This window comes from Mesorhizobium sp. WSM4850, assembly GCF_055811735.1.
In genome coordinates this window covers 1-8,847 of the sequence record NZ_JBVVPV010000089.1, presented here as the reverse complement: position 1 = coordinate 8,847, position 8,847 = coordinate 1, and the positions used below count along the sequence as shown (strand labels likewise).

Sequence of the window (8,847 nt, the reverse complement as noted above, 5' to 3'; positions counted from 1 at the left end):
GGGTTGGGGAATTGGGGACGGCTGGGTCTGGCGAATAGCAGCCCAGATCCGGGGCATAGAGGTCCGGCGCATCGATCGATGGCAAAGGGCACGGCAGCATTGCTGGCGGGTGCTGCGGCGATCGCGCTGCTCACCCCGTCGGCCCATGCTCAGTCGGCCAATGCCCAACAGGCCGCCCAAACTGCAACAGATCAGCAGCAGGCCGAACAGGCGCAGACGCCTGAACAGCCGGCCGCGGCAGGCGCAACGCTGCTCGACCAGATCCTGGTCGTCAGCCGCACCGGCGAGACGGCGATCGATTCCCTGGCTTCGGTCAGCCATGTCGATCAGGAGCAATTGCAACGCCGCATGGCGACGACGCCCAACGACATGCTGTTGGGTGTGCCGGGTGTAGCGGTCCAAGCCGACGCAAGGCGCGTCTCCTCCAGCATCAACATCCGTGGCTTGCAGGATTTCGGCCGCGTCGCGGTCATCGTCGACGGTGCGCGGCAGAATTTCCAGCGCTCCGACCACGGCCCGCAATCGACCTTCTATATCGACCCGGAACTCATCAAATCCGTCGACGTCATTCGCGGCCCGGTCGCCAACACCTATGGCTCGGGCGCCATTGGCGGCGTCGTCCTGTTCGAGACCAAGGACGCGGACGACTATCTTCGCGACGGCGAGACATGGGCGGCGTCCGCGACCGGGCGCTATGAGAGCAACGGCGAAGGCTGGACGACCAGCGCTGCCGGCGCCTACCGTTTCAACGAAAACTGGGATGTCCTCGGCAACATCGTCTATCGCGACTATGACGACTACAAGGATGGCGGCGGCGATACGGTCGACGGCACCGGCTTCGACGTCTTGAGCGGCCTTTTGAAGACAACCATCCGCCCCAGCGAAAACAGCGAACTGAAGCTGGGCTGGAATGGCACGAGCGACGGCTGGAACGAGGTCAGCGGCGGCACGCCGGTGAATGACGTCGACCTCGAGGCGAATACCTTCACGGCGCGCTACAACATCACCGATGAGGACAAGAGCTGGCTCGATCTCCACGTCAACGCCTCCTACAACAAGACCAACATGGAGATGACGAGCCTGGTTGCGCAAAACCGCTTTGATCCGGTCACCGGTCTTCCCATCGTCCTGCCGGCGGGCTCGATGTCGACTTTCGATGTCGGAACTTCGGGCATCGACATCTGGAACACCTCGCGGTTCGAGACCGCCGGCATTGCGCACGAACTGACCTATGGCGGCGACTGGGTTGGCGACGATGTCGAGACGGGTGGCGCCGCAGGCGGCGCCAGTTTCTATACCCCTTCGGGCAAGCGAAACGTTTCCGGCGCCTACATCCAGGACAAGCTCACCTGGGACTGGCTCGAAATCATCGCCGGGCTGCGTTACGACAGCTACAAGCTCGAAAGCGATGTCGGCGAAACCTCCGGCGACCGGCTGTCGCCGCGCATCACCGTCGGCGTCTCGCCGTTCGAAACCGCCAGCCTTGCGGGACTGCAATTCTACGGCACCTATGCCGAGGGATATCGCTCCCCGTCGCTGTCGGAAACCCTCATCAGCGGCAATCATCCGGCAGGCGTCAGCTTTCCCTTCCTCCCCAATCCCGATCTGAAGCCTGAAACCGGCAAGACCGTCGAATTCGGTGTCAACTACAAGCACGACGACATCGTCGAGGCCGGCGACGCGTTTCGTTTCAAGGCGGCCTACTTCAACAACGATGTCGACGACTACATCGAAGGCGTCACCCTGTCGGCCTTCGACCCGACCAGCGGCTGCCCGTTCGGCCCCGGCATCCCGATCTGCTTCCAGTACCAGAACTTTGCAGAAGCCAGGATCCGCGGCTTTGAAATGGAAGCCGTCTATGACGCCGGCTGGGGTTTCGCCGGGCTTTCCGCGTCGATCATCGATGGCCACACCATCTCCTACGACGGCGAGCGGGCAGACCTTGTCACCGTCCCCTCTTCGCAGGTCACCGGGCAACTCGGCTTCCGCTTTCTGGAGGACAAGCTGACCGTCGGCGGCGAGGTGCAGTATAATGGCAGGCCGAAGGGCAATCCGGTGGCCAGGGACTACACGCTGGTCAACGTCTTCGCCAGCTACCAGGCGACCGACAATCTCAAGGTCGATTTTCGCGCTGACAATTTGTTCGGCGTCAAATACACCAACCCGTTGAATGCACCCGCCACTGTTGTAGTTTACGAGCCTGGCGTCACGCTGAAGCTGGCGGCGACAATGCGATTTGGAGGCTGACGACAATGACAAGCTTGACGGCATCGCTTCGCCTGCTGACCTCGGTGCTGGCCATGCCGCTTGCGATGGGTCCGGCGTGGGCGCAACAGGCTGCACCGGCCCCTGCTCTCACGCTTGAGCTTAATGGCGCGCAGGCCTCCGAAAAAGGCTGCCGTCTGACGTTCGTGGTCAACAACACGCTCGGCGCCGACCTCTCGAAGGCAGCGTTCGAGATCGCGCTGTTCAACGAGGCCGGCGTCGTCGACCGGCTGACGGTGCTCGACTTCAAGGACCTGCCGGCGGGCAAGACCAAGGTGACGCGTTTCGATCTTGCCGGCGCCGACTGCGCCAAGGTCAGCCGCGTGCTGATCAACAGCTCGACCGAATGCGCCGGCACCGGCATCAAGCCGGACGCTTGCATGCGTGGACTGAAGACCGAGACCAAGACCGGTATCGCCTTCGGGGTCTGAGAAGGCAGCCCGCGCTGGCCGACCTGTTGCCGCTGGGGGCAAATGATGTTGATTTGACAAGTCCGCGCTGGTCGCGGCAGGTCTCGTCGCGAGCCATGCAGAAAATCATTCCCCTCCCCGACGCCGATGGCGAACTGGCGCTTGCGCCGACCGGAACGCTTGCGCCGGCCGCCCGACCGCCAGCCTTGAGCCCCAAATGGACGGCGGCGATCGTCGCCTCCTGCCTGTTTCATGCCGCGGTGGCGGCTGCTTTTCTCTTCGCACCTGCCGGCACGTTTGATGCCGGGGACGCAATCGAGGTGGAAGGCGCCGATCAAACCGGCGCCGACGTGGTCGGCAGCGCCTTGAATGGTAAGGTGCCGGGCGCGATGAACGTCACCCTGGTGCCCGACCCGCGGCCGGCCAAGCCTGAGGTCAAGCCCCAGCTCAAGCCAGAGCCGCCTGCCGACCGGCCCACCGGTGACCGGCCGATCAGGGAAATGGCCACGCAGCCGCCCGCGCCCTTGCCGCAGATTGTCGAGCAACCCACTGCCGCGCCAGACATGATGGCCGAAACCCCACGGCTGGACGAGCAGAGCGTGGTTCCGAAGATCGAAACGCCGGCAGAGCCGGCTGCTCCGGCCGAAAGCACCGAGGCCGCTCCTGCCGATATCGGACAGCCGCCGATCCCGACGCCAAGGCCGAGCCCGACACCAGGTCCTGGCGGAGCCGACGAAACGAACGAGGCCCGCGGCGCGGCGGATGGCGAGGAACGCGACGCGGTGGCTTCCAGCAAGGGCAAGGAGCAGGCGGCGGCAGGCAATGCGATTGAATCCCGCTACAGCGGTGAAGTCCAGAAGAAGCTCGCCCGCGCCAACCGTCGTGTTTCGAAAGCGATACAGGCCAGCGCTCGCAACAATGCCAGGGTCGTTTTCGTTGTCATGGCCGACGGCAGCATCAGCGATATACAGCTTGCCGAAAGCTCAGGTTCTGCGGAGCTTGACCAATTCGCTTTAACACTGGTGCGCAAGCAGGCGCCGTTCCCTCCCATTCCAAGCGAAACCGGCAAGTCAAGTTGGGTGTTTAAAGCGCGGATCGGTCCATTTTAACAGCCTGCGCCTCATCGTTTCAGGCAATCCACCAAGCATCATAATTCGCAATCCCGGAAGGACGGCCAATGTACATCGCCATGAATCGCTTCAAGGTCCAGAATGGCTCGGAAGCCGCTTTCGAGGACATCTGGAAGAACCGTGATTCCAGCCTGTCCGAAATGAAAGGTTTCAAGGAATTTCATCTGCTGCGTGGTCCGGTCAACGAGGCCGAAGGCTACACGCTGTTCGCTTCGCACACGGTGTGGGCGAGCCATGAGGATTTCGTCGCCTGGACCAAATCCGAGAACTTCCGCGCCGCGCACCGCAACGCCGGCTCCACCAAGGTGCACTATCTCGGCCATCCGCAGTTCGAGGGCTTTTCGGTCGTCGAGGGCGCGTGAGTAGTCTCAGGCGACCCATGGTTCCCTTGGGCTTTTGCCGAACGATCGGCGCCTGACGGAATAGGGCGCCGTCGGCGAAGCTGCCAATCTCCCCCCTTGTGGGGGAGATGCCCGGCAGGGCAGAGGGGGGCGCTGTCCCGCCGGCCTGCTGATCAAAGGCATGCCTGCTCCTACCATCACTCTTTTCGCAGAACTTGACGCGTACAACTGGATCAATTTCAGACCGCAACCTTCGGCGCATGGCGGGCAGAAAAAAGCAAAGCCGGCGATCCTTCACGCCCCCCTCTGTCCTGCCGGACATCTCCCCCACGAGGGGGGAGATCGGCCGTCATCTCGGCCTTCGCCAATCGTGGGAATGCAGGAAAGCCCCGGCCGTCCCTTACGCCGCGGCCAGCAGGCTGGCATTGCCGCCGGCAGCCGTGGTGTCGACGCAGACGGCGCGCTCATGCGCATAGGCGGCCGGGTTGAGCACTTCGCTGACCAGCGGCACGATCGGGCCGGCGCGATCGGCGATCACCTTGCGCACGATGCGAGCGGCCTCAGGCGTGCCGGAAAAGGCAACGACGTCGACACGCAGCGCGCGTGCCTCGACCGGGTCGGGCCGGCCGTCAATGGCCGCCAGCGGCAGGCCTTTGCCGGTCAGTGATGACAGTGCTGCCGGCGCACCCGGCGCGACGGCCAGCACCGCATTGCCGGCGGCGAGCGCCTGGATGGTCTGGGCAAGCAGCGTGTCGGCGTCCGGTCCGAGGCAGAGCACGCGGCCGCGCGGCGACAGCGACAGCGTGTTGGCCTCGCCGGTCGGTCCGGGCAAATCGACCTGGCCGAAATCGATGCTTGCGGCAGCACCGATGGCCGCAGCACCCTTGCCGCGCAAATGCTTCCTCAGCACCGCCACCCGATCCGCCCGCGTCGACCAGCCGCCAAGCGTCGGGTCCGGCAGATTGTCGGCAAGTTCGGTCGCCGTCACCTTGCGGCCGTCAAGAATAGGCGTGCCCGCCTGCGGCCCCTTGCGGAACCGCCTGAGATAGTGCGGCCCGCCGGCCTTCGGCCCGGTACCGGAAAGTCCTTCGCCGCCGAACGGCTGAGAGCCGACCACGGCGCCGATCTGGTTGCGGTTGACATAGATGTTGCCGGCATGGATGCCGTCGACGAAATGCTGGGCGCGGCCTTCGATGCGGGTGTGCAGGCCGAAGGTCAGGCCATAACCCTTGCGGTTGATCGCGGCGATGACCCCGTCGATATCGTCGGCGTCGAAGCTGGCGACATGCAGCACCGGCCCGAACACCTCGCGCTCGATGTCCTCGATGCCCTTGACCCGAAACACATGCGGCGCCACGAAGCGGCCCGGCTTCGGTGCTTCGAGCTTGGCGATCAGCCGGCCTTGCAGGCCCATGTCGGTGCAATAGTCGCGGATCGATTTTTGTGCCTCCTCGTCGATGACTGGCCCGACATCGGTCGAGATCCGCCAGGGATCGCCGAGGCTGAGCGCTTCCATCGCGCCTTTCAGCATGTCCAGCATCTTCTTCTCGACGTCCTTCTGCACGTAGAGCACGCGCAGCGCCGAGCAGCGCTGGCCGGCGCTCTGGAAGGCCGAGGCCAGGATGTCGCGCACCGCCTGCTCGGGCAGCGCAGTGGAATCGACGATCATCGCATTCAACCCGCCGGTCTCGGCGATCAGCATGGCGTCGGGCGCGGCAGTCTCGGCCAGCTGCTTCTCGATCAGCTTGGCGACGTCGGTCGAGCCGGTGAAGCAGACGCCGGCAATGCGCGGATCGGCGGTCAGCGGGCCGCCGACCGAGGGACCGTCGCCGGGCAGAAGCTGGATGACGTCTTCCGGCACGCCGGCTTCGCGCAGCAATTCGACCGCGCGGAAGGCAATCAGCGGCGTTTGCTCGGCCGGCTTGGCGATGACCGAATTGCCGGTGACGAGTGCTGCCGCAATCTGGCCGGTGAAGATGGCGAGCGGAAAATTCCATGGCGAGATGCACGCGATCACGCCGCGCGCCTCAGTTCCCGTTTCGGCATTGGCCGCCTCGATCGCGTAATAGCGCAGGAAATCGACCGCCTCGCGCACCTCAGCGACGCCGTCGGCCAGGGATTTGCCGGCCTCGCGTGTGGCGAGCGCGAAGAATTCGATGGCGTTGGCCTCATAGAGGTCGGCCGCGCGGTTGAGGATGGCGGCGCGCTCGGCGACGGCGCGCTTCGCCCAGGCCGGTTGCGCCTCCATGGCGATGCGCATGGCGGTCGCAACCTGTTTGGCGGTAGCCTCGCTGACCGTGCCGACCACTTCCTCGGGCTTTGCCGGATTGACCACCGGACGCTGATTGCCGTAGCCGGCGGCACGGGTGATCGGCCTGGCGTGCCAGCGGTCCGGCCCGGCGAATTCAGCCCTGGCCTTGTCGATCGCGGCCAGCGTCACCGGATCGGTGATGTCGAACCCCTTCGAATTGCGGCGGGCAGCACCGAAGATCGCCGACGGGCTGGGAATCGCCGGATTGGCGGCCGGCCTCTGTTTCTCGACGGTTTCGAGCGGGTCGCGGGCAATATCCTCCGGCTCGACCTCCTCGTCGGTGAGTTGGTGGACGAAGGAGGAGTTGGCGCCGTTTTCGAGCAGCCGGCGGACCAGATAGGCAAGCAGGTCGGAATGCGCGCCGACCGGGGCATAGATGCGGCAGCGCGTGCCCTCGGCCCGCCGCACCGTCTCGTGCAGTGCCTCGCCCATGCCGTGCAGGCGCTGGAACTCGAAGGAGTCGCGATCGCCGGCCATCGACAGGACGGCGGCGACGGTGTGGGCGTTGTGGGTGGCGAATTGCGGATAGATGCGGTCGGTCATCGACAGCAGCTTTTTCGCGCAGGCCAGATAGGACACATCGGTGTTGGCCTTGCGGGTGAACACCGGATAGCCGTCGAGCCCGAGCGCCTGCGCCCGCTTGATCTCGGTGTCCCAATAAGCGCCCTTGACCAGCCGCACCATGATGGTGCGGTCGTGCTTCTTCGCCAGCGCATAGAGCCAGTCGATGACGAAGGCGGCGCGTGGACCGTAGGCCTGGACGACGACGCCAAAGCCGTTCCAGCCGGCGAGCTCCGGCTCGGCCAGCACACGCTCGATGATTTCGAGCGACAGGTCGAGGCGGTCGGCCTCCTCGGCGTCGATGTTGAGACCCATGCGCGAATGGCGCGCCGCCAGCGCCAGCGACAAAAGCCGCTCGGCCATCACAGGCAGCATCTTTTCCTTCTGCGTCGCCTCGTAGCGCGGATGCAGCGCCGACAGCTTGACCGAGATGCCGTGATTCTGGCGGATGTCGGGGCCGTTGGCGCCGGCATCGAGCGACGAGATGGCGTCGGCATAGGCCTTGAGATAGCGCAGTGCGTCGGCCTCGGTGCGAGCCGCTTCGCCCAGCATGTCGAAGGAATAGAGATAGCCTTTCTGGGTCATCGGCCGGCCGCGCTTGACGGCCTCGGCAATCGTGCGGCCGAGCACGAACTGCTCGCCCATTTCGCGCATGGCGGCGGCGACCGCCCTGCGGATGACCGGCTCGCCCAGCCGGCGCACCATGGCGCGCAGCGTGCCTTCGATGCCGTCCTCGCCTTCATCGAGCACCCGGCCGGTCAGCATCAGCGCCCAGGTCGACGCATTGACGAAGATCGAGCTCGAGCCGCCCGAATGCGCCGACCAGTCGTGCGGCGCGATCTTGTCGGCGATGAGGTCGTCCATCGTCTCGGTGTCCGGCACCCGCAGCAGCGCTTCGGCCAGGCACATCAGCGCGACGCCCTCCTTGGTGGACAGGCCGTAAGCGGACAAAAAGACTTCCATCAGCCGCGGATCGGACGAGCCGCGCACCGCCCGCACCAGATCGGCGGCGCGGGCCGAGATTGCCTTGCGCTCTTTCGTCGAAAGGCCCGTCGCCTCGGCCAACCGCTTCACGGCCTCGTCTTCGTCAGGCAAGTAATTGGCACGGATCTGCTGGCGGATGGCTTCGAGCGCTGGCATGACGGTCCTGTGGAGCGAGCATCAGTGAGCGGTCCGGCGGTCACCGGACCGAATGACGCAAGCTAGCACAAAGCGTGGTTTCGATCGGTCCAAAGAAATCGACAGGACAGGTCGATTGATCTATCATTTGGGCGGATTTCCTCCAATTTGACCAGATATTTGATGACAGAAGACCAATTGGACCGCATCGACAGGAACATCCTTTCGGCGCTGGGCAGCGACGGCCGGCTTTCGATGTCGGAACTCGCGGCAAAGGTCGGCCTGTCGAAGACGCCGGTGCAGGCGCGGGTCAAGCGGCTGGAAAAGGACGGCATCATCCGAGGCTACCAGGCGATCGTCGACCGTGAGCGGATGGGCGAAGGCCATGTCGCCTTCGTCCAGGTGAAACTGTCGGACACCCGCTCGGCCGCGCTCGACGCCTTCAACCGCGCCGTGCAAGCGGTGCCGGAGATCGAGCAATGCCACATGATGGCGTCGAGCTTCGACTATCTGCTGAAGGTCCGCACCACCGACATCGCCGCCTACCGCCGCGTGCTTGGCGAGCGCATCTCCGCCCTGCCCCACGTCGCCCAGACCTCGACCTTCGTGGCGATGGAGACGGTCAAGGACCGGTAGTAAAGCGCTGATGCATTGACGTCGGCGGGACAGCGCCCCCTCTGTCCTGCCGGACATCTCCCCCACGAGTGGGG

General features: G+C 64.9%; 6 protein-coding genes. 5 read left to right on the top strand and 1 reads right to left on the bottom strand.

Annotated elements, in window-relative coordinates; translation table 11 throughout:
* Nucleotides 1-78 precede the first annotated feature (78 nt).
* From AC0L2Z_RS34265 to hmuQ, 4 genes are all read left to right on the top strand, one after another.
* Nucleotides 79-2,247 carry a TonB-dependent hemoglobin/transferrin/lactoferrin family receptor gene (locus AC0L2Z_RS34265; RefSeq protein ID WP_473630499.1) on the top strand — a complete coding sequence of 723 codons (2,169 nt, stop codon included), beginning with the start codon at nucleotides 79-81 and terminating at the stop codon, nucleotides 2,245-2,247.
* A gap of 5 nt (nucleotides 2,248-2,252) precedes the next feature.
* On the top strand, nucleotides 2,253-2,696 hold the full coding sequence (locus tag AC0L2Z_RS34260) for a hypothetical protein (protein ID WP_473630498.1): 444 nt from the start codon (nucleotides 2,253-2,255) through the stop codon (nucleotides 2,694-2,696).
* A 53-nt stretch (nucleotides 2,697-2,749) separates the two neighbouring features.
* A complete protein-coding gene (locus AC0L2Z_RS34255; protein WP_473630497.1) occupies nucleotides 2,750-3,784 on the top strand; it encodes an energy transducer TonB family protein in 1,035 nt (344 codons plus the stop codon).
* Between the two features lie 68 nt (nucleotides 3,785-3,852).
* A complete protein-coding gene (hmuQ, locus tag AC0L2Z_RS34250) occupies nucleotides 3,853-4,167 on the top strand; it encodes a heme-degrading protein HmuQ (RefSeq protein ID WP_128176755.1) in 315 nt (104 codons plus the stop codon).
* Between the two features lie 379 nt (nucleotides 4,168-4,546).
* On the opposite strand, the gene putA is transcribed toward hmuQ, so the two are convergent.
* Entirely contained in the window at nucleotides 4,547-8,158 is a 3,612-nt protein-coding gene (gene putA / locus AC0L2Z_RS34245; RefSeq protein WP_473630496.1) for a bifunctional proline dehydrogenase/L-glutamate gamma-semialdehyde dehydrogenase PutA, read from the bottom strand.
* 162 nt (nucleotides 8,159-8,320) lie between these two features.
* On the opposite strand from putA, the gene AC0L2Z_RS34240 reads away from it, so the two are divergent.
* The gene (locus AC0L2Z_RS34240; protein ID WP_023803583.1) at nucleotides 8,321-8,773 is read left to right on the top strand and encodes an Lrp/AsnC family transcriptional regulator; all 453 of its coding nucleotides are present in this window, start codon (nucleotides 8,321-8,323) and stop codon (nucleotides 8,771-8,773) included.
* The last annotated feature ends 74 nt before the right edge of the window (nucleotides 8,774-8,847 follow it).

What these genes read in the sequence shown, in the direction of transcription:
- putA (WP_473630496.1), bottom strand. Translation starts at nt 8,158, where the DNA reads ATGCCAGCGCTCGAAGCCATCCGCCAGCAGATCCGTGCCAATTACTTG.
- AC0L2Z_RS34260 (WP_473630498.1), top strand. Translation starts at nt 2,253, where the DNA reads ATGACAAGCTTGACGGCATCGCTTCGCCTGCTGACCTCGGTGCTGGCC.
- AC0L2Z_RS34240 (WP_023803583.1), top strand. Translation starts at nt 8,321, where the DNA reads ATGACAGAAGACCAATTGGACCGCATCGACAGGAACATCCTTTCGGCG.
- AC0L2Z_RS34265 (WP_473630499.1), top strand. Translation starts at nt 79, where the DNA reads ATGGCAAAGGGCACGGCAGCATTGCTGGCGGGTGCTGCGGCGATCGCG.
- hmuQ (WP_128176755.1), top strand. Translation starts at nt 3,853, where the DNA reads ATGTACATCGCCATGAATCGCTTCAAGGTCCAGAATGGCTCGGAAGCC.